This is a genomic window from Gaiella sp. (genome assembly GCF_035558935.1).
GTDB lineage: Bacteria > Actinomycetota > Thermoleophilia > Gaiellales > Gaiellaceae > Gaiella.
Genome location: NZ_DATMBZ010000061.1, coordinates 18068 through 37381 on the forward strand (window position 1 = coordinate 18068; position 19314 = coordinate 37381).

Here is a 19314-nt window from a genome sequence, read left to right on the forward strand (position 1 = left end):
TCGGCATGGCCGGAGGCAAGGCGCGACTGCCGCCACGATGGTTCATCACGACCTTCTGGCGGGTGCACAGGCGGATCGTGCGAGCGAGCGGCGGTCGCAGGGGGTTGTGGCTCCCACGGCCGGGCAAGTGGGGCGCGCTGCGGCTCACCACCACGGGCCGGCGCAGCGGCGAGCCGCGCAGCGTGATCCTCGGCTACTACGAGGACGGGGCCAACCTGGTCTCGATGGCCATGAACGGCTGGGGTGCCGCCGAGCCGGCCTGGTGGTTGAACCTGCAGGCGGATCCGCACGCCGTCGTCGAGCTCGCGGGGATGTCCCGGCGCGACGTGGTCGGCAGGGCCGCGGTCGGCGAGGAACGCGTACGGCTGTGGCAGCGCTGGCGTGAGCTCGACAAGAACCTCGACGGCTATGCCGCGAGACGCCCACGCGAGACTGCGGTCGTCGTCCTCGAGCCGCGTGAACCCGCATGAGTCGGGACGGCCTGGGCCCTCACGTCGTCACAGCCTGTGCGCGAGGCGCAGCACGAGGCCGAGCGACCGCTCCGGTCCCGGCCAGAGCTCACGCATCAGGGGCTCTCCCCCTGCTCCGACGAAGTGCCTCAGGACGAGCGCGACGATGATCACATCGTCGAGCTGACCGGCGACCGGAATGAAGTCGGGCACGAGATCGAAGGGCAGCGAGAGGTAGGCGACGAGGCCGACCAGCAGCAGCTTGCGACGCCGAGGAACCCGCGGTTCGCGGGCGAGGCGCGAGACGAGCACGATGCAGTCGGGAATGAACGTGGCGAGTGCCCGCGCGTCTTCTCGGTGTCCGCGCGCGACGAGCCAGCCGACGAGCACCGAGTACACGACGACGACCACAGCGAGCGAGACGAGAAGCCACTCCCACCACTGCACGGCTCCAGGCTACGCGGCGAGCTTCGTAAAGCGACTTGACTGATCCGAGTCATCGCAGTATAGTCAAGTTACTTTACTACTACAGAGGAGGCGCAGCGATGGCCACGAGCGTGCGTGAAGAGATCAGGGTCGGGCAGCTGGCGATCCGGTTCCTCGTCGAAGGCGAGGAGTCGGGCGGCTCGGTCGCAATGTTCGAGTTCGACGTGCCGGCCGGGATGAGCGTTGCGGCCGGACACAGCCACGACGGGTACGAGGAGACGATCTACGGCCTGGAGGGCGTGCTCACCTGGACGGTCGAGGGCACGCCGATCGAGGTCGGGCCCGGCGACGTGCTCCTCGTTCCCCGCGGCGCCGTCCACCAGTTCGACAACACGAGCGGCGAGGACGCCAGGGCGCTCGCGGTCGTGACGCCGGGGATCCTCGGCCCGGGCTACTTCCGCGAGGTCGCCGCCATTCTGGACGACGCCGCCGGCGGGCCGCCCGATTTCGAGGCTCTCGGGGAGGTCATGCGCCGGAACGGCCTCACGTGCGCCGACTGACGCCGGGTTGCACCGTGTCCTGGTGAAGCTCGCGGGCGCTAACCGCCCGCGAGCTTGACGCGGTAGCCCTGCGACTCGAGGCGGGCGACGACCTTCGGGCGGTGGTCGCCCTGGATCTCGACGACGCCCTCCTTGACCGCACCGCCGGAGCCGCACTGCCGCTTGAGGTCGCTCGCGACGGACGCGAGCTCGCGGGAAGGGAGGCCGCGGACGACGGTGACCGTCTTGCCGCGGCGGCCGCTCGTCTCGCGCGAGACGCGGACGATGCCGTCGTTGGGCACGTTCGGCGCGGCGTGGCGGCGACCCTTCGGCTCGACGGCCTTGCGCAGGTCGCCGTCGGCGGTCGAGTAGACGCGGCGGCTCTCGGCCATCGCGGGATCGTACGTCGCGGTTCGATTCGGGCCCACAGGGCATGATCGAGGGATGAGGCGCGTGAAGCGGATCGGCGTCGTCCTCGCCTCGGTGGCGCTGCTCGTCCTCGGCGGAGCGGCCGGGTGGTTCGGCTCGCGCGAGATCCAGGACGCCGAGACGGTCACCGACACGACGACCGTCACGCGGACGGCGACGGTCGCAGCGTCCGACCCGGGGCTGCCCGCTGCCGTCGTCAAGACGCGCGACGCGTTGCTCGCGGCTGCGGAGAGCCGCGACTACGCAGCGCTGCGAGCGCTCGTTCCGACGACGGGGTTCGAGTACACGTTCGGGAGTCCCGTTCCGGGCGGCGCGATCGCCTACTGGCAGGACCTCGAACGGACGACGGGCCAGCGGCCGCTCGACGCGCTCGCGAAGGTGCTGCGGATGCCGTACACGTTGTCGCGCGGGCTCTACGTCTGGCCGTTCGCGTACTCCGTCGCGAGCATCGACGACCTCACGGCGCACGAGCGCGAGCTCCTCGCACCGCTCGGGCCACTCGAGAGCGTCTTCGTCGAGGGCACCGGGTATCTCGGCTGGCGCGCCGGGATCCGGCCGGACGGCACCTGGGTCTTCTTCGTCGCCGGCGACTGAGCTCACGCACCGCCGCGCGTCGCCGCGATGAGTTTCTGCCGCCGCGCCCGTAGTACCGGTGACAGGCAACCACTGAAGGAGCCACCATGCGCAAGCTCATCGCATCGTTCTTCATCTCCCTCGACGGCGTCGTCGAGGCGCCCGACAAGTGGCACTTCCCGTACTTCAACGACGAGATGGGGCACGCCGTCGGGGAGGCAATCGGGGCCACCGACTCGATGCTGCTCGGGCGCCGCACCTACGAGGAGTGGGCGGCGTTCTGGCCGCAGCAGGATCCTGCGTCCGATCCGTTCGTGTCGGTGATGAACGAGACGCCGAAGTTCGTCGCCTCGACGACGCTCGACAAGGTCGAGTGGCACAACTCGACGCTGCTCGAGGGCGACCTCGCCGAGGCGGTGAACGAGCTCAAGGCCCGGCCCGGCAAGAACATCGGCATGTCGGGGAGCGGGACGCTCGTGCGCTCGCTGCTCGAGCGGGGCGTCCTCGACGAGCTGCGGCTGCTCGTGCATCCGCTCGTCGTCGGTCAGGGGGCGAGGCTGTTCCCCGACGGCGCGTCGCCCGTGTCGCTCGAGCTCGTCGACTCGAAGACGTTCTCCACCGGCGTCCTCGACCTCACCTACCGTCCGGCCGCCGCATGAGCGGCCATCTCGTGGTCCGCTCACGGGACGGGACGTCGATCGCCTACGACCGGATCGGAGACGGGCCGGCCCTGATCCTCGTCGGCGGCGCGTTCAGCCACCGCAGCTGGAAGGGCTGGACGCGGCTGTCCGAGCCGCTCGCGCCGCGTTTCACGGTGATCTCGTACGACCGGCGCGGCCGCGGCGACTCGGGCGACGCGCCGGAGTACGCGGTCGAGCGCGAGATCGAGGATCTCGCCGCGCTCGTCGGGACGGAGGGCGGGTCGCCGCACGTGTTCGGGATGTCGTCGGGCGGCGTCCTGGCGCTGCGGGCGGCGGCCGCCGGCGTCCCGATCGAGCGGGCGGTCGTCTACCAGCCGCCGTTCAGCGTCGGCGCGGGCGGGCACGTGCCACCGACCGATTTCGCCGGCCGCCTCGACGAGCTCGTCGCCTGCGGACGCCGCGGCGCGGCGGTGAGCTACTTCATGCGCGAGGGCATGGGCGCGCCGCGCGCGTTCGTCGGATTCCTGCGCGTCGCGCGGCCGATCTGGAGGAACCTCGAGGCCGTCGCGCAGACGCTGCCCTACGACCTCGCGGTGATGGACGGCACCGTCCACGGCACCCCGCTCGCGCGGGAGCCGTGGGCGTCGGTCGCGGCGACGACCCTCGTGGTCGACGGCGGCAAGAGCCCGGCTTCGCTCCGCAAGGCGGCCGACGCGCTCGCGGAGCGCCTGCCGGACGCCGAGCGCCTCACGCTCGAGGGGCAGAGCCACAATGTCTCGATGAAGGTGCTCGCCCCGGTGCTCGAGGAGTTCCTGCGTGATCGTCGCCGAGACGCCTGACCCGCAGGTTCTCGCTGCGGCTCGCCGGGGCGACGAGGACGCGTTCGCCGGGCTCGTCGAGCCACACCGCCGCGAGCTCCACGCGCACTGCTACCGGATGCTCGGCTCGCTCCAGGACGCCGAGGACGCGCTGCAGGAGACGCTCCTCCGCGCGTGGCGCGGCCTCGGCGGCTTCGAGAGCGGGCGGTCGCTGCGGCCGTGGCTCTACAGGATCGCGACGAACGTCAGCCTCGACGCGATCGCGAAGCGGCCGAAGCGCGTCCTCCATCTCGACGAGCCCGCGTGGAGGCCCGCGGACGGGCCGGGAACGCCGCTGGTCGAGTCCATCTGGATCGACCCCTATCCCGACGAGCACCTCGGCCTCGAGGACGGCCACGCGGCGCCCGAGGCGCGATACGAGCAGCGCGAGAGCGTCGAGCTCGCATTCATCGTCGCGCTCCAGCACCTGCCCGCACGCCAACGGGCCGTGCTGATCTTGCGCGAGGTGCTCGGCTTCTCGGCGCGCGAGGTCGCGCAGGCGCTCGACACGACGGCGGCCTCGGTCAACAGCGCGCTGCAGCGTGCCCGGAAGACCGTGGACGCGACGCTGCCCGAGCGGTCGCAGCAGGCGACGCTCCGGGCGTTGGGCGACGACGGCCTGCGCGGGCTCGTCCAGCGCTACGTCGACGCGTGGGAGACCCGCAACGTCGATGCGATGATGGCCGTGCTCGTCGAGGACGCGACCTTCGCGATGCCGCCGTTCCCGTGCTGGTTCTCGGGGCGCGAGGATGTCGTCGCGTTCGTCTCGCAGTTCAAGCCGGTGTTGCGCCACGTCGTCACGAGCGCCGGCGGGCAGGTGGGGATCGCGTGGTACATCCTCCATCGGGGCCGGGGCGTGTACCTGCCGGCGGCGATTGAGGTGCTCGAGCTCGAGGGGGATCGCGTGAGGGCGATCACGGCGTTCGCGGACTCGGAGGCGCTGTACCCGCGGTTCGGGCTGCCGGAGGAGCTCGTGGCCTGACGGGTACGGTGGGCGGGTCGTCTGCGAAGGAGGATCCCGATGCCGTCCTCTCGTACGCTGGCTGCCGCTCTCGTCGCCGCGCTCGGCCTGACGCTCGTCGCCGGCGCCTCGGCCGCGGTGGGGCCTGATCTCACGCGAAGCCTCCGTACGGGCGGGCTCGTCGTCGTGTTCCGCCACGCCGCGACCGACTTCTCGAAGCCCGACCGGGATCCGGTCGTCGTCTCCGACTGCTCGACGCAGCGGAATCTCTCGGCGCAGGGACGCGCGGACGCGCGTGCGATCGGCCGCGGCGTCAGGCGGCTCGCGCTGCCGATCGGGAAGGTGTACGCGAGCGCGTACTGCCGCACGCTCGGGACGGCTCGGCTCGCGTTCGGGCGAGCCACCGTACACCCCGCGCTTCTCAACACGATCGCCTCCGAGCACGACGCGGCGTGGCGGAAGCAGATCCGCGATGCGCGCAGGCTGATCGGCACGCGGCCGGCCCCGCGGACGCTCACCGTCCTCGTCACGCACGGCGTCGTCGTCCAGGAGTCGACCGGCCAGACGCTCGAGGAGGGCGAAGCGATCGTCTTCCGGCCGCTCGGGAACAGCAGGTTCCGCGTCGTCGGCCGCGTCTTGCCGCGCGAGTGGGGGACGCTCCGGCGGCCCTCCTCGGTCGCCCTCCGAGTGCGCGAGTACCCGGTGCCGCCCGGCACGCACCCGCACGACGTCGCGCCGGCGCCAGACGGATCGGTGTGGTACACGGCGCAGGCGACCGGCAAGCTCGGCAGGCTCGACCCGAGGACCGGGAAGACGACGGAGATCCCGCTCGGGGAGGGGTCGGCGCCGCACGGGGTCATCGTCGGCCCCGACGGCGCTCCGTGGATCACCGACGGAGGGCTGAACGCGATCGTCCGGGTCGATCCGGAGACCTCCGCCGTGCGGGCGTTCCCGCTCCCGTCCTCGAGCGGCTACGTGAACCTCAACACCGCGACGTTCGACCGGAGCGGCGTGCTCTGGTTCACGGGGCAGGGCGGCGTCTACGGGCGGCTGCATACGAAGACCGGCGCGATGCGCGTCTTCCGCGCCCCGCTCGGAACGGGGCCGTACGGGATCACGACGACGCCGAAGGGCCGCGTCTTCTACGCCTCGCTCGCGGGGAGCCACATCGCCGAGATCGATGTCCGCACCGGCAAGGCCACCGTCATCCGCCCGCCCACGGCGGGCCAGGGAGCGCGGCGGGTCTGGTCGGACTCGAGGGGGATGATCTGGGTCAGCGAATGGAACTCCGGCAGGGTCGGCCGCTACGACCCCTCGACGAAGAAGTGGCGCGAGTGGCGGGTTCCGGGCCCGGCGCAGATCTACGCCGTCTACGTTGACGACAGAGACGTCGTGTGGCTCACCGACTTCGGGCGCAGCGGGATCTGGCGGTTCCAGCCCGCGACCGCGCGCTTCACGCGGGTGCCGCTGCGGGCGGGGGCCGACGTGCGCCAGCTGCTCGGGCGGCCGGGGGAGGTGTGGGGCGCAGAGTCCGGGGCGGACCGGCTCGTCGTCGTACGCCGTGATTGACGGGAGTCGCGGACGGGAACCATGAGCAGATGCCGGTGACCCGACCTGCGCTTCCGCCCCGCTATGCGACGCCGGAGCCGATCGCCTCCGGCGGGATGGGGGAGGTCTACCGGGCGACCGATGCGACCCTTGGCCGCACCGTGGCCGTCAAGGTGCTCTCGGAGCGCTGGGCGAGCCACGACGAGTTCCATGCGCGGTTCCTGCGCGAGGCGCGCACCGCGGCCAATCTCTCCGGTGAGCCGCACGTGATCTCGATCTACGACGTGAGCGAGACGGGCGACGGGCTCCCGTTCATCGTCATGGAGTACGCAACGCACGGGACGGTCGGCGACCGGCTCGAGCGTGGCGCGGTTCCCTCGGAGGAGGCGCTGCGGTGGCTCGAGCAGGCGGCGCAGGCGCTCGACAGCGCCCACGCGCGGGGCGTCGTCCATCGCGACGTGAAGCCCGCCAACCTGCTCATCGCGGACGACGAGACGATTCGCGTCTCCGATTTCGGGATCGCCCGCGCCGCCGATCAGGACACCCTCACCGAGGTCGGGTCGGTGCTCGGCTCCGTGGGGTACATGGCGCCCGAGCAGGCGCGGGGCGAGCCGACCTCGCCTGCGAGCGACCGCTATGCGCTCGCGTGCGTCGCGTTCGAGCTGCTGACCGGGAGGCGGCCGTACGAGCGCGAGAGCTCGGCGGCCGAGGCGGCGGCGCACGCGCACGAGGAGCCGCCGTCCGCCCATGAGCTCGACCCTCGGCTGCCGACCCGGGTCGACGCCGTCTTCGCGCGCGGCCTCGCCAAGCGGCCCGAGGAGCGTCACCCGACGTGTGCGGCGTTCGTCGGCGACCTCCGCGCTGCGCTCGCAGCGAGGCCGTCCACGGCGACGACCGTCGCCGCCGCGCCGGCGGCGAGAACCGTTCACCACACGACTCGCTACCCGTCGAGGCCGCGTGGCGCCGTGCTGCTGGCAGGCGTCGCGGGGCTGCTCGCCGCGGGGGCCGCGCTTGCGTGGGGGTTGAACGGCCTCGGGGGCGAGTCGGGGAGCGCAACCGTCGTGCTCACACAGACGGTCGCGGGCAAGGAGCGGACTGTCGTCGTGACGCAGACAGCGGAGGGAGCAACCGTGGAGCGCACGGTGACCTCCGGCGGAACCGGGGCCGTCGGGAGCCGGTCGGGTGAGAGCGGGAGCAGCCTCAACGACCGCGGCTTCCGGCTCCTCCAGGCCGGCGACGCGCGGGGCGCGCTGCCCGTGCTCGAGTCCGCCGTGGCCGACCTGCAGGGCTCGTCGTCGATCACCGAGGCGTACGCGTCGTACAACCTCGCCGTGGCCCGCTTCGCGAACGGGCGCTGCGACGGCGTCGTCGAGCTCCTCGACCGCTCGCAGGAGATTCAGGGCGAGCGGAAGGAGATCGACAGGCTGCGCAAGCAGGTCGAGAAGCGCTGCCAGGACTGACGAACTGCGCTCTCCGCCTGACGCCGATCCCTCGAACGAGGGATGGCATCTCCGGCGGCGAGGTGAGAGAACGTGCTCATCGGCACCTGCTTGGGGGGAGGATCCGATGGCGGCGGCAGAGCTCGAGCACCACGAGTCGGAGACCGATGTCGTTCGGCGCTGGCGCTTCGACGAGCTGCTGCGCGCCGGGTACGACATCGCGGACGCCGCAGAGCTCGCACTTCGCACCGAGATCGACCTGCACTGGGCCGTGAGCCTCGTGCAGCGGGGTTGCCCGAGCGCGACCGCGACGCGGATCGCGCTGTAGGCATCCCGCACGACGCGTCCGCGCCGCCTCCGAGGCGGCGCGGACGCATCCGCCCTGCGTAAGACGCGCCTGCGGCCGGGCCGATATTCATTGGCGCATGCGCCCCGGGCCCGACGGCACGCTCCAGCTCTCTCCCTCCGACCTCTCGGCCCACCTCGCGTGCCCGCACCTGACGACGCTTTCGCTCCGCGTCGCCCGCGGCGAGCTCGTGCAGCCGCACCTCGACTCGCCGCACCGCGACCTCATCTTCCGCAAGGGGAACGAGCACGAGCAGGCGTATCTCGACCGGCTCGTGGCCGAGGGGCGCTCGATCGTGCGGATCCCGACCTACGACGACGAGACGTTCGAGGCCGGCGAGGCGCGGCGGCTGACCGAGGAGGCGATCCGCGCCGGCGCCGCGGACGTCGTCTACCAGCCCTACCTCGTCGACGAGGAGGGGCGCTGGCGCGGGTTCGCCGACTTCCTCGAGCGGCTGCCGGGCGGGACGTACGAGCCCGTGGACACGAAGCTCGCGCGGTCGGCGAAGCCGGCGCACGTCCTCCAGCTCTGCTTCTACGCCGAGCAGGTGGCTCGCATCCAGGGGGCGCCCGTCGAGCACGTCCACGTGGAGAACGGGCGCGGCGAGCGAGAGACGTTCCGGGTCGCCGAGCTCGAGGCGTACTACCGGCGGATCCGCGCGCGGTTCCTCGACGCGCTCGCGAGCGAGCCCGAGACGTACGGCTGGCCGTGCGACCACTGCGGCATCTGCGACTTCCGCCTCCTGTGTCGGGAGCAGCGGGTCGCCGACGACCACCTGACCCTCGTCGCCGGGATGCGGCGCTCGTGGGCGGAGGCACTCATGGCAGAGGGGGTCGAGAGCCTGGCGGCGCTCGGCTCGCTCACGGGGGACAGTCCCCTCCGGGGACAGTCTCCTGCCGACGGGATGCGGCACGAGACCTTCGAGGCGATCAGGCAGCAGGCGGCGCTCCAGCTCCGCGGTCGCAGCACCGGGACGTATCTCTGGGAGCTCCTCGAGGACGAGCCCGAACGTGGCTTCAGGCTGATGCCGGAGCCCGACGAGGGCGACGTGTGGCTCGACCTCGAGGGCCATCCTTTCTACGAAACGTCCCGCGGGCTCGAGTACCTGTTCGGCTACTGCTATCGCGACGAGTCGGGCGAGGTCGTCTACGAGGCGCTGTGGGGGAAGGACCGCGACGGCGAGCGCGAGATCTTCGAACGGTTCGTCGACTGGGTCGTCGAGCGGCGGAGGCGGTGCCCGCGGATGCACGTCTACCACTACGCGGCCTACGAGCGGACCGCGCTCACCCGCCTGATGGGCGAGCACGGCACGCGCGAGGACGAGGTCGACGGCTTCCTGCGCGACGAGGTGCTCGTCGACCTCTACCGCGTCGTCAAGCAGTCGCTGCGCGCGTCGCTCGAGAGCTACTCGATCAAGGCCGTGGAGAAGCTCTACGGGTTCGAGCGCACCGCGGACGTCTCCGGCGGCGACGAGTCGGTCGTGCGCTTCGAGGAGTGGCTCGAGACGGGCGACGAGGGGCTGCTCGCCGATGTCGAGCGCTACAACGAGGAAGACTGCCGCTCGACGGTCGCGCTCCACGAGTGGCTGCTCTCGCTCCGTCCGCCCGACAGGCCGTGGCGCCTTCCGCCCGAGGAGCGACCGCGAAGCGAGGAGGCCATCGAGCGCGACGCCGAACGGGCCGCGCTCGAGGCCGAGCTGCTCGAGGATGCGGAGGAGGGGTCGCCGCGACGGCTGCTCGGCAACCTCGTCGACTACCACCAGCGCGAGGCACGGCCGCAGTGGTGGGCGTGGTTCCGCTGGCCGCAGCTCGACGACGACGAGCTGATCCGCGACCGGACGGCGATCGGCGGGCTCGTCCACGACGGCGCACCGCCGGACGTCGCAGGGTCGAGTCACGCCTACCGGATGAGCTTCCCGCCGCAGGAGCACAAGCTCTCGGGGGAGGGTTTCGATCCCGACACGCGGGCGCGCTTCCGGCTTCGCGTCGACGACGACACCGGCACGGTGACGCTTCTTCGCGGCACCGCACGCGTGGACGAGCCGCTCCCGCGCGGGCTGACCCCGGGCGGGCCGGTCCGGGACGCCGTCAAGCGTGAGGCGCTCGTGCGCTTCGTCCGCGCCTACGCGGCCGGGGATCGCGGCCGGTACGCCGCGGCGACCGCCGTCCTCGAGCGGCTGCGGCCGGACGCGGTGCTCGACGTCGACCCCGTCGAGGCCGCGCTCTCCCTGGGCGAGAGCTACCTCTTCGTGCAGGGGCCGCCGGGGTCGGGCAAGACGTGGCAGGGAGCGCGCATGGCGATCGCGCTCATGCGCGAGGGGAAGCGTGTCGGGGTCACCTCGCTGAGCCACAAGGCGATCCACAACATGCTGCGGGCGATCCAGCACGAGGCCGACCTCCAGGGCTACTCGTTCAGCGGCGCCAAGCGGGGCAGCCTCGAGGAGGGCTCCGACTCGCGGTTCGAGAGTCGCTGCTTCGTCACGTCCGAGGACGTCGACGTGTGCGCCGACCCGCAGTACGCGCTCGTGGCCGGCACGGCGTGGGCGCTGACCCGGCCTGCGGTCGACGTCCACACCGCGGAGCACCCTCTCGACGCGCTGATGGTCGACGAGGCCGGGCAGCTGGCGCTCGCGGACGTGCTCGCGGCGGCGACCTCGGCCCGGTCGCTCGTCCTGCTCGGAGACCCGAATCAGCTGCCACAGGTCTCGCAGGGCTCGCATCCCGAGGGCGCGGAGCGCTCGGTCCTCCAGCACCTGCTCGGCGAGGACCTCACCGTGCCGCCCGAGCGAGGGCTGTTCCTCGCGGAGACCTGGCGGCTGCGACCCGAGCTGTGCGCCTTCACCTCGAGCGCGTACTACGAGGGGCGCCTCGACCATGCGCCGGAGACGTCCCGCCGCTCGCTCGCGCTCGGAAACGGCCCGCTGTGGCTGCCGGTCGACCACGTCGGGCGCAGCCAGTCGTCGGTCGAGGAGGCGGATGCGATCGCCGTCGCCGTGCGCGACCTGGTCGGCTCGCCGTTCACCGACCGCGACGGCACGACGCGACCGCTCGAAGAGACCGACGTGCTCGTCGTCGCGCCGTACAACGCGCAGGTGCGCATGCTGCGCTCGCGGCTCCCGGCAGGGGTTCCGGTCGGCACCGTCGACAGGTTCCAGGGGCAGCAGGCGCCGGTGGTGCTCGTCTCGATGGCGAGCTCGTCGCCCGACGACGCACCGCGCGGCATCGGCTTCGCCTTCGACCGGCACCGCTTCAACGTCGCGACGTCGCGCGCCCAGTGTCGCGCGGTGCTCGTCTGCTCGCCGAGGCTGCTCGATGCCGACTGCCGGACGGTCGCTCAGATGCGGCTCGTCAGCGCCGTGTGCCGGTTCGTGGAGCTCGCTTCGCTCAGCTCGTAAGCGCTGTCGGCAGCACAACCGATTTCCCTGCATGCGGGGCATTTCTGCGTGGCTCGCCGTCCGACGCTCACGACATCCTCGTCCTATGGCTCGTTCGGACAGGGTGCTGCGCGTCGTTCCCGGCCAGGGCGGCTTGCCCGGGTCGGTTCGGCGGCGGTACGAGGTCGCGGTGCCGCGCGGGTATGCGGTCGTCGACCTCGAGACCACGGGCACCGACGTCGAGTCGGACGAGATCGTCTCGCTCGCGGTCGTGCGGCTCGACGCCGAGGGGGTCGAGCTCGATCGCTTCGCGACCCTCGTCCGGCCGGCCGGCCCGATCCCGGCCGAGGCGACCGCCGTGCACGGGATCGACGACGCGTCGGTCGCGGACGCGCCCTCCTTCGCCGAGGTGGCCGGCGAGCTGGTCGGGCTCCTCGAGGGCGCCGTCTTCGTCGCCCACAACGCCGGCTTCGACCTCCCGCTGCTGGAGCATGCCTTCGCGCGCGCCGGGACCCGCTACCGGCCGCACGGCGTCGCCTGCACGCTCGATGCCTTCCGCCTGCTCGAGCCCGTCGAGCGGAGCCACCGGCTGGAGTCCCTTTGCGAGCGTCACGGCGTCCCGCTCGACGACGCGCACGATGCGCGCGGTGACGTGCTCGCGACGGTCGCGCTGTTGCGGATCCTGCTCGCCCGGGGGATCGCGCCGGAGACGGTCGCGCTCGACCACGGCGCGTACATGCGCCTCCGCTCCCGCGGCGACACGCGTCCGGTCTCCGAGCCGCAGGTGCGCAGGGTGTTCGCGCTCGCGCGTGCGGCCGGGCTCGTCGCGCTGGACGGGACGGTCGACCGCGACGTGGTGCTCGCGCTCGTCCGGCGGGTGTCGGGCGCGGAGGACGTCGATGCGCTGACGCGCGAGCAGGTGCAGGACGTCTACGACGAGCTCGACTCGCTTGTCGCGGAGACCGAGGCCGCGCAGGCGGCGAGCGCGTAGTCGCCTCGGCGACCGGCCCGGATGAGAGGATCGGGCGATGGACGCCACGGCTGACGCCACCGCGACCACGCCCGAGCTCGACCGCGGCGCCTACGTCAAGACGCTCGTCCTTGCGGCGCTGCTCGGCGTCCCGGTCGCATTCGCGGCCGTGCTCTTCCAGACGGCGATCCACGACTTGATCCACTTCGTCTGGGAGTACCTGCCGGACGAGTTCGGCTGGGACGAGCCGGCCTGGTGGTACGTCATCCTCGTGCCGGGGCTGGCTGGCCTGCTCGTCGCGGGAGCAGTTCGTCTCCCGGGACACGGCGGGCACTCGCCGCTCGAGGGAATCGCGATGGGGGACGTTCGTCCGGTGCACCTCGTGAGCATCCTCCCGGCGGCGCTGGCGACGCTGGGCCTCGGTCTCGTCCTCGGCCCGGAGGCTCCGCTGATCGCGATTGGCCTCGCGATGGGCGCACTCGCCGTGCAGATGGTCGGAATGGGCGGCACGGCGGGGCACCTGCTCGTGCTCGCGGGCGCGTTTGCCGCGATCGCCGCGCTCTTCGGCGGGCCTCTCGTGGCCGCGCTGCTCCTCTTCGAGATGCTGGCCATGAGCGGCATGCTCCCCGCGAAGATGATGGGCGCGGCGCTGCTGCCCGGCTTCGTGGCTGCGGGGTCCGGCGGGCTCATCTTCACGGGCGTCGCGGGCTGGTCGGGGCTGCACCAGCAGAACCTCGCGCTCCCCGGGATTCCCGGCTACGAGACCGTTCGCATCGCGGATCTCGCCTGGTGCGGGCTCGTCGCGGTGGTCGTGGCGTTCGTCGTCGTCGCGGCCCGTCGCGCCGGGTTCCGCGTCGCGCGGCAGGCCGCCGTCCGGCCGGTGCCGGCGCTCGCTCTCGCAGGGCTCCTCGTCGGGTTGCTCGCCGTTCTCTTCCGCGCCTTCGCGGATCGTCCGGTCGACCTCGTGCTGTTCTCGGGGCAGTCCGAGATGCCGATGCTCATCGCCGAGGGCTCCGCCGGTGTCCTGCTGCTGCTCGTCGTGGCGAAGAGCCTGGCGTACGCGCTCTCGCTCGGCTCGGGCTTCCGCGGCGGGCCCGTGTTCCCCGCGATCGCGATCGGAACCGCGCTTGCCGTCGCGGCCGCCGACCTGCTTCCGGGCCTCGCGGTCACCCCCGCCGTGGCGACCGGGGTGGCGGCCGGCGTAGCTGCAGTCCTGCGCGCGCCCTTCAGCGCGGCGCTGCTCTCGTCGGTGCTCGTCGGGTCGGCGGCGGTGGACGTCGCCCCGCTCAGCGTGCTGGGAGCGGCGGTCGGTGTGCTCACGGTCGTCGTCCTGCCGGATCCGAAGCTGGCGGGCACGGCCGAGCACTGAGCCGCGCGCGTGCGCGATCATCCCGTGGTGCGGATCGAGCTCGTCGAAGGAGACATCACCGCGCAGGCCGTCGACGCGATCGTCAACGCGGCCAACTCCTCGCTGCTCGGCGGCGGCGGGGTGGACGGGGCGATCCACCGCGGCGGCGGGCCCGAGATCCTCGCCGAGTGCCGCGAGCTTCGCGACACGCGGTATCCGGACGGCCTGCCGGCCGGTGACGCCGTCGCCACGACCGCGGGCCGGCTGGCAGCGCGGTGGGTCATCCACACGGTCGGGCCGGTGTACTCGGGCGAGCCCGGCCAGGCGGGGACGCTGCGCTCCTGCTACACCCGGTCGCTCGCCGTGGCCGACGAGCTCGGGGCGGAGACCGTCGCCTTCCCGCTCATCTCGGCCGGTGCGTTCGGCTGGCCGCTCGAGGATGCGGTCGCGCAGGCGCTCGCTGCGCTCGGGAGCGCCGAGACCGGCGTCTCCGAGGCTCGGCTCGTCCTCTTCGGGGCGGACGCCTTCCAGGTGGCCGAGCGCGAAATGCGGCGGCGCGGCTGAAGCTAGGCCGCGAGAGTCACGCCGCGGGTCAGTCCGGCTTCGCGCCCATCGCCCAGACGGCGATGATCCAGCCGATCAGGGCGAGCGCGGTGATCACCCCGGCCGCCTTGCCGAGGCGTGTCTTCGACTTCCACGACGCGATCCCCGCTGTGATCAGGGCGATGAGGAGCAGTAGCGCGCCGAGGTCCGCCGTGATGTAGCCGATGCCGATCCACGTCGGGTCGTCGTCGGTGTCGCCGAACTCCTTCGAGTACATCCACTCGGCGCCGACACGCATGACGATGTAGGCGGGGAGGCCGACCAGGAGCAACGACCTGAACGCGAGCCGCCGCATCCGGTCGCGCTCGCTGTCCGCGACGCTTCCCAGCGAGGTGACGACCGCCGCCGTCGCGGCGCCGACCAGCACCATCGCGCCGAGCACGTGGACGAACAGCGGGAAGTTCCAGCTGTCTGGTCGGAGGGCCGCGAGGAGACTCGTCATGCGCCGGGCTTCCAGATCATGTCGATCAGGACCAGGACGAAGAGGACGCTGCTCGCGGCGTGGAACCAGAAGGCGCGAGACGCGCCGAACGTCTCTGCGACGAGCGGGCTCGTCGGCGTCCCGGCCTCAGCGAGTTTTCCGGCCTCGAGGCCTGCCTCGCCGTAGCCCTCCCCGGCGCGGCGGCCGACCTCGGCGGCGATCGCCCAGAGCACGATCGCGGCGATCACCCAGCCGTCCCACACCTGGAACGCGTCGAGCGAGATCGCGAGCCAGATCCCGAACACGATCGTGCCGATCGAGCCGGCTGCGATCATCACGGTCCCGACCCGCGACACGGTCATCAATGACGCGACCCGGGTCGTCGAGTCGGTGTTCCAGAGGGCGACGATCATGATCCAGAAGATCACGAGCGCCCCGATGAGCGCGAACGCGGACAGGAGGTGCAGGGCGAGGATCCAGTCGTTCAGGCTCATGTGTGATCCGGGAGGCTACTAAGCCGGGCGGCGGGGATCAACAATCGTCATACGACCGCGAAGCGCGCCTGCCGCTGCATCACGTCGGCGAGCTCGAGACGCACCTGGATCCGTTCGCCGAGCGGAAGTCCTTGCCCGTCGCAGCGCGCGGTGACCGCCGGCTCACGCAGCTGGACGAGGCCGCCGTCGCCGTCGTCATCCGCCTCGACGACCACGGCCTCGAACGTCTGCCCGACCCGGTGCTGAAGCACGGCCGCCTCGAGCGTCGAGACGATTCCCGCCTCGTACTGGCTCGCCTTCTGCGCCGACTGCTCCATCACCGCGGGCAACTCGGGGAGCGCGGCGCGTACCCACTCCGCGGGCTCCTTGCCGGCCGACAGCGCGACGCAGGCCTCGCCGACGTACCGGTCGACGAGCCGGCGGAGCGGAGCGGTGGTGTGGGCGTACGTCGACGCGAGCGCCGCGTGCACCGGGTCCTTCGGAGCGCGCCCCTCGAAGGCCGTGTAGCCGGAGCCGCGCATCACGCCGGCGGCCTGCTGGAGGAGCGCCGCCTGCCGCGGCACGTTCGCGTCGAGGCTGCGGACGAACTCGGGGTAGCCGAGGCCGTCCGGCCACGGGACGTCGAGCGCCGCCGCGGTGCGCCGGAGTCGCGCGAGCCGCTTCGGATCGGCCTCCGGGACCGTCCGCAGGATGCCGACCTTCGCCGTCAGCATCAGCTCGGCGGCGGCCATCCCGGTCATCAGTGAGATCTGGGCGTTCCACCCCTCGACCTGCAGCGGCGGCCGGTACGAGAGCACGTAGCCGTCGCGGCCGCGGGTGACCTCCTGCTCGGGGAGCTGGAGGCTGACGCCTCCGCGGCGGGCCTCGCGCTGCTCGCGGAGGACGCCGACTTCGCGCAGCAGGAACAGGACGTCGTCGGCCGACCCGTTGTCGAGCGAGAGCTGGACGCCGGCGTAGTCGAGCTTCGCCCGGCTGCGGACGAGCGCGTGGCGCACCCGGACGTCGATCCCCTCGCCGGTCCCGTCGAGCGCCATCGTCCAGACGAGCGCCGGACGCACCTCGTCGGGAAGGAGGCTGGCGGCGCCCTCCGAGAGAACCGGTGGGTAGAGCCGTGCGTTGCCGTCGGGGGCGTAGAGCGTCTCCCCGCGGAGATGCGCCTCGGCGTCGAGCGCGCCGTCCGGCTCGACGAACCCGGCGACGTCCGCGATCGCGTAACGCACGCGGTAGCCCTTCCCGTCGCGCTCGAGATGCATCGCCTGGTCGAGGTCCTTCGACGTGGGCGGGTCGATGGTGACAAATGGAACGTCCGTCTCGTCGGCTCTGGGACGGCGGTGCGAGCGCGCCGCGCGTTCCGCCTCGGCCAGGACCTCCTTCGGGAAGGCGTCAGGCACACGGAGCTGCCGCCGCAGTTCCGCCAGTGCCGCCTCGATCTCCCTGTTGTCGGCATCGGTCAGGCGAAGGTGACGCTTCGGCACCGTCCCAGGGTACGTCGCCGGCCTCGAAGTGCGGCGCGCCGTACCCACGTAGGAGAGCCAGCCGGACTGCGGCGAGCCTGCAGGGACGCCATCCTGGGACTCCTTGCAATCGCAACTACCTCCCGAGGAGCTCCCACATGACCCTGATCGAGACCGCCCGCCCCCTCGACCGCCTCCGGCGACGCGTCCGCGGCGCGGTGCTCGAGCCCGGCCAACCCGGCTGGGACGCCGCAACGCTCGCCTTCAACACGTCGTTCACGCAGGAGCCGACCGCGGTCGCGGTGCCCGAGGACGAGCGGGACGTCGCGGAGATCGTCCGCTACGCACGCGCCAACGGGCTCCAGGTCGCGCCGCAGCGCACCGGTCACAACGCCGAGCCGCTCGGAGCGATGGACGACCTGATCCTGCTCCGCACCGACCGGCTCCGCGGCGTCGAGATCGACGCCGAGCGGCGTGTTGCGCGCGTGCGCGCCGGGTCGAAGTGGGAGGAGGTCGTGCCGCGGGCGTCCGACCTCGGGCTCGCCGCGCTGCACGGATCGACACCCGACGTCAGCGTCGCGGGCTACTCGCTCGGCGGCGGTGTCGGCTGGTACGCGCGCAAGCACGGGCTCTCGACGAACAGCGTGCTCGCGATCGAGCTCGTCACGGCCGACGGGAAGCTGCGGCGGGTCGACCACGACAACGAGCCCGAGCTCTTCTGGGCGCTCCGCGGCGGCGGCGGCAACTTCGGCGTCGTGACGGCGCTCGAGGTGCAGCTGTACGACATCCCGGAGGTCTACGCCGGCGTCCTCTTCTTCCCGTGGGAGCGCTCCTCGGAGGTGCTCCATGCGTGGCTCGACTGGACGCGGACCGTGCCGGAGGAGATGACGTCCGTCGGCCGCATCCTCCAGTTCCCGCCACTCGAGGAGCTGCCCGAGCATCTGCGCGGCGGGAAGTTCGCGGTCGTCGAGGGCTTCTACATCGGGCCGGAGGCAGACGGCGCCGAGCTGATGGCGCCGCTCCGGGCGCTCGGCCCGGCGATGGACACGTTCGCGACCATGCCGCCGGCGGGGATCGCAGAGCTCCACATGGACCCGCCCGACCCGGTGCCGTACACCGGCGAAGGGATGATGCTCGACGGGCTCGACGCCGTAGCGATCGATCGCTTCGTCCGCGCGGCTGGGCCGGGCTCGGACTCGCCGCTCGTCTCCGCCGAGATCCGCCACCTCGGCGGCGCGATCGGCCGGACGGGCGAAGGCCACGGCGCGCTCGCGGCGATCGACTCCGAGTTCCTGACGTTCGCGCTCGGGATGGTCTTCGACGACGAGACCTACCAGGCGAACCGGAGGCAGCTCGAGATGGTTCGCCACGCGCTGACGCCGTACGACACCGGTCGCCAGTACCTCAACTTCACCGAAGAGGAGACCGACCCGGCGACCTTCTACCGGCCGGACGCCTACCGGCGCCTGCGTGCGGTGAAGGCCGCCGTCGACCCCGGCAACGTCTTCCGCGCCAACCATCCGATCGCGGCCGCCGAGTAGCGCGGCCGTCACGGGGTGGGCCGGCTCTCCCCCCGGCCCACCCCGCCGCGTCCCCGCATAGACTCGGACCAATGGGGGCCTGTCCCGCCTGCGGCACCGCGAACGCGGACACGGCGAAGTTCTGCTCCGAGTGCGGCGCCGCGCTCGCTGCGGTCCGCCCGGCCGCGCGGCGCGAGGAGCGGAAGGTCGTCAGCGTCGTCTTCACCGACCTCGTCGGCTCGACGGCACGCGCCGAGGAGAGCGACCCCGAGGACGTCCGCGCGCTGCTCCGCGTCTACCACGAGCGCGCGCGCGACGAGCTCGAACGCCGCGGCGGCACGGTCGAGAAGTTCATCGGCGACGCGGTCGTCGCGGTCTTCGGAGCGCCGGTTGCTCATGAGGACGACCCGGAGCGGGCGGTGCGGGCAGCGCTCGCGGTGCGCGACGCCGTCGCCGCGCTCAACGAGGAGCAGCCCGGACGCGACCTCCATGTCCGCATCGCGGTGAACACCGGAGCGGCGCTCGTGTCGCTGGACGCCGTTCCCGGCGAGGGCGAGGCGATGGTCGCCGGCGACGTCATGAACACGGCCGCGCGGCTCCAGTCCGCGGCTCCGGTCGACGGGATCGTGGTCGGCGAGCAGACCTACCGCGCCACCGAGCGCGAGATCGTCTACCGCGAGGCGGAGCCCGTGCAGGCGAAGGGCAAGTCGCAGCCCGTCCCGGTGTGGGAGGCGGTCGAGCCACGGGGGCGCCTCGGAGTGGATCTGGGCGGCTCGGTCGGAACGGAGCTCGTCGGTCGCGACGACGAGGTCGACCTGCTCGTCGACGCCCTCCGACGGTCGCGGCGCGACCGCACGACACAGCTCGTCACGCTCGTCGGCGTTCCCGGGATCGGCAAGAGCCGGCTCGTGCTCGAGCTCGGC

General features: G+C 72.4%; 20 protein-coding genes. 15 read left to right on the forward strand and 5 right to left on the reverse strand.

Features of this window, described 5'->3' with window-relative positions; translation table 11 throughout:
- Positions 1 to 5: 5 nt before the first annotated feature.
- Positions 6 to 470: a nitroreductase/quinone reductase family protein gene (locus VNM44_RS06015; protein WP_349258020.1), complete on the forward strand. Its 465-nt coding sequence runs from the start codon at positions 6 to 8 to the stop codon at positions 468 to 470.
- Positions 471 to 497: 27 nt separating this feature from the next.
- Here VNM44_RS06015 and VNM44_RS06020 read toward each other — a convergent pair whose 3' ends face one another.
- Positions 498 to 896, reverse strand: coding sequence for a YkvA family protein (locus VNM44_RS06020; RefSeq protein ID WP_325623711.1), 399 nt, complete (start codon positions 894 to 896; stop codon positions 498 to 500).
- A 98-nt stretch (positions 897 to 994) separates the two neighbouring features.
- On the opposite strand from VNM44_RS06020, the gene VNM44_RS06025 reads away from it, so the two are divergent.
- Positions 995 to 1435, forward strand: coding sequence for a cupin domain-containing protein (locus VNM44_RS06025; RefSeq protein ID WP_325623713.1), 441 nt, complete (start codon positions 995 to 997; stop codon positions 1433 to 1435).
- 38 nt (positions 1436 to 1473) lie between these two features.
- Here VNM44_RS06025 and VNM44_RS06030 read toward each other — a convergent pair whose 3' ends face one another.
- The gene (locus VNM44_RS06030; RefSeq protein ID WP_325623715.1) at positions 1474 to 1806 is read right to left on the reverse strand and encodes a hypothetical protein; all 333 of its coding nucleotides are present in this window, start codon (positions 1804 to 1806) and stop codon (positions 1474 to 1476) included.
- Between the two features lie 52 nt (positions 1807 to 1858).
- On the opposite strand from VNM44_RS06030, the gene VNM44_RS06035 reads away from it, so the two are divergent.
- The 11 genes from VNM44_RS06035 (at position 1859) to VNM44_RS06085 (ending at position 14463) form a co-directional block, all read left to right on the forward strand.
- Positions 1859 to 2437 carry a hypothetical protein gene (locus VNM44_RS06035; protein ID WP_325623717.1) on the forward strand — a complete coding sequence of 193 codons (579 nt, stop codon included), beginning with the start codon at positions 1859 to 1861 and terminating at the stop codon, positions 2435 to 2437.
- Positions 2438 to 2523: 86 nt separating this feature from the next.
- The gene (locus tag VNM44_RS06040) at positions 2524 to 3075 is read left to right on the forward strand and encodes a dihydrofolate reductase family protein (RefSeq protein ID WP_325623719.1); all 552 of its coding nucleotides are present in this window, start codon (positions 2524 to 2526) and stop codon (positions 3073 to 3075) included.
- Complete coding sequence (locus tag VNM44_RS06045) at positions 3072 to 3896, forward strand: alpha/beta hydrolase (RefSeq protein ID WP_325623721.1); 825 nt, start codon at positions 3072 to 3074, stop codon at positions 3894 to 3896. Before VNM44_RS06040 ends, VNM44_RS06045 begins: the two co-directional genes overlap by 4 nt.
- Complete coding sequence (locus VNM44_RS06050; RefSeq protein ID WP_325623723.1) at positions 3874 to 4896, forward strand: sigma-70 family RNA polymerase sigma factor; 1023 nt, start codon at positions 3874 to 3876, stop codon at positions 4894 to 4896. Before VNM44_RS06045 ends, VNM44_RS06050 begins: the two co-directional genes overlap by 23 nt.
- A 39-nt stretch (positions 4897 to 4935) precedes the next feature.
- Positions 4936 to 6444: a virginiamycin B lyase family protein gene (locus tag VNM44_RS06055; RefSeq protein WP_325623725.1), complete on the forward strand. Its 1509-nt coding sequence runs from the start codon at positions 4936 to 4938 to the stop codon at positions 6442 to 6444.
- Between the two features lie 35 nt (positions 6445 to 6479).
- Positions 6480 to 7883: a serine/threonine-protein kinase gene (locus VNM44_RS06060; RefSeq protein ID WP_325623727.1), complete on the forward strand. Its 1404-nt coding sequence runs from the start codon at positions 6480 to 6482 to the stop codon at positions 7881 to 7883.
- A gap of 106 nt (positions 7884 to 7989) precedes the next feature.
- A complete protein-coding gene (locus tag VNM44_RS06065) occupies positions 7990 to 8190 on the forward strand; it encodes a hypothetical protein (protein WP_325623729.1) in 201 nt (66 codons plus the stop codon).
- 97 nt (positions 8191 to 8287) lie between these two features.
- Positions 8288 to 11602 (forward strand): TM0106 family RecB-like putative nuclease, encoded by a 3315-nt coding sequence (locus VNM44_RS06070; protein WP_325623730.1) that lies wholly within the window; start codon positions 8288 to 8290, stop codon positions 11600 to 11602.
- Positions 11603 to 11687: 85 nt separating this feature from the next.
- Positions 11688 to 12572 (forward strand): 3'-5' exonuclease, encoded by an 885-nt coding sequence (locus VNM44_RS06075; RefSeq protein ID WP_325623732.1) that lies wholly within the window; start codon positions 11688 to 11690, stop codon positions 12570 to 12572.
- Between the two features lie 37 nt (positions 12573 to 12609).
- The gene (locus tag VNM44_RS06080; protein ID WP_325623734.1) at positions 12610 to 13920 is read left to right on the forward strand and encodes a chloride channel protein; all 1311 of its coding nucleotides are present in this window, start codon (positions 12610 to 12612) and stop codon (positions 13918 to 13920) included.
- 27 nt (positions 13921 to 13947) lie between these two features.
- Entirely contained in the window at positions 13948 to 14463 is a 516-nt protein-coding gene (locus tag VNM44_RS06085) for an O-acetyl-ADP-ribose deacetylase (RefSeq protein WP_325623736.1), read from the forward strand.
- A 28-nt stretch (positions 14464 to 14491) separates the two neighbouring features.
- On the opposite strand, the gene VNM44_RS06090 is transcribed toward VNM44_RS06085, so the two are convergent.
- From VNM44_RS06090 to VNM44_RS06100, 3 genes are read right to left on the reverse strand one after another with little or no spacing between them, the layout of a single operon-like run.
- The gene (locus tag VNM44_RS06090) at positions 14492 to 14944 is read right to left on the reverse strand and encodes a hypothetical protein (RefSeq protein ID WP_325623738.1); all 453 of its coding nucleotides are present in this window, start codon (positions 14942 to 14944) and stop codon (positions 14492 to 14494) included.
- Entirely contained in the window at positions 14941 to 15417 is a 477-nt protein-coding gene (locus VNM44_RS06095) for a hypothetical protein (protein WP_325623740.1), read from the reverse strand. Before VNM44_RS06095 ends, VNM44_RS06090 begins: the two co-directional genes overlap by 4 nt.
- 47 nt (positions 15418 to 15464) lie before the next feature.
- Entirely contained in the window at positions 15465 to 16892 is a 1428-nt protein-coding gene (locus VNM44_RS06100) for an RNB domain-containing ribonuclease (RefSeq protein WP_325623742.1), read from the reverse strand.
- 137 nt (positions 16893 to 17029) lie between these two features.
- On the opposite strand from VNM44_RS06100, the gene VNM44_RS06105 reads away from it, so the two are divergent.
- Together VNM44_RS06105 and VNM44_RS06110 are read left to right on the forward strand one after the other, a co-directional pair.
- Complete coding sequence (locus tag VNM44_RS06105) at positions 17030 to 18412, forward strand: FAD-binding oxidoreductase (protein WP_325623744.1); 1383 nt, start codon at positions 17030 to 17032, stop codon at positions 18410 to 18412.
- A gap of 71 nt (positions 18413 to 18483) precedes the next feature.
- A partial coding sequence (locus VNM44_RS06110) for an adenylate/guanylate cyclase domain-containing protein (protein ID WP_325623746.1) occupies positions 18484 to 19314 on the forward strand: 831 nt, incomplete at its 3' end.